This window comes from Corallococcus sp. AB045, assembly GCF_003668895.1.
GTDB lineage: Bacteria > Myxococcota > Myxococcia > Myxococcales > Myxococcaceae > Corallococcus > Corallococcus coralloides.
Genome location: NZ_RAWN01000425.1, coordinates 1 through 890 on the forward strand (window position 1 = coordinate 1; position 890 = coordinate 890).

General features: G+C 70.4%; 1 protein-coding gene. It reads right to left on the reverse strand.

From position 1 onward, the window contains the following. Positions 1 to 890 (reverse strand): condensation domain-containing protein (locus D7Y21_RS41260; protein ID WP_233612507.1); only part of this gene is annotated, 890 nt, incomplete at both ends.

The following is an 890-nucleotide window of genomic DNA, read 5'->3' on the forward strand; positions in this document are numbered from 1 at the left end:
TTGACGCCCTCGACGGAGGCGGAGCCGCGGAAGGAGGCCTGGTAGGTGAGCATCACCTGGAAGAAGGGCGTACGGCCCGGAATGCGCTCGGGCTTCAACTCCTCCACGAGGCGCTCGATGGGGAGCTCCTGGTGCTCCTGGGCCCCGAGCACCGTCTCTCGCACCTGACGCAGCAGCGTGCGGAAGGACGCGGTGCCCGACACGCGGGTGCGAAGCACCTGGGCGTTGACGAAGAGGCCGATGAGGCCCTCCACCTCGCCGCGCGTGCGGCCGGCCATGGGAGAGCCGACGGTGACGTCCTGCTGGCCGGAGTAGCGGGCCATGAGCATCTGCCAGCCCGTCAGCAGCGCCATGTAGAGGGAGGCGCCTTCCTGCTGCGCCAGGGCCTTCAGTGCGTCCGTCAACTCGCGCGGCAGCAGCACGTCATGCCGGGCGCCACGGCCGTCGCGTTCAGCGGGGCGGGGGAAGTCGGTGGGCAGCTCCAGCGCGGAGGGCACACCGGCCAGCTGTCGCTTCCAGTAACCGAGTTGCTTCTCCAGCCGAGGGCCCTGCATCCACTCGCGCTGCCAGACACCGAAGTCCGCGTACTGGATGCCCAGCGGCGGCAGAGGCACCGCCTGTCCCCGCGCGAACGCGCCGTAGAGGAGCGCCACTTCGCGCACCAGCAGCGTCATGGACCAACCGTCGGAGATGATGTGGTGCACCACCACGACGAGCAGGTGCTCTCCCGGTGACGACGTCAGCAGCAGCGCGCGCAGCAGCGGGCCCTTCGCGAGGTCGAAGGGCTGCGCGGCGGCTTCACGCGCCAGGCGCCAGGCTTCTTCCGGCGGCGAGCCCGTGAGCTCCTTGCGCTCCAGGGTGAGCACCGGCTCCGGAGACACCACCTGCAC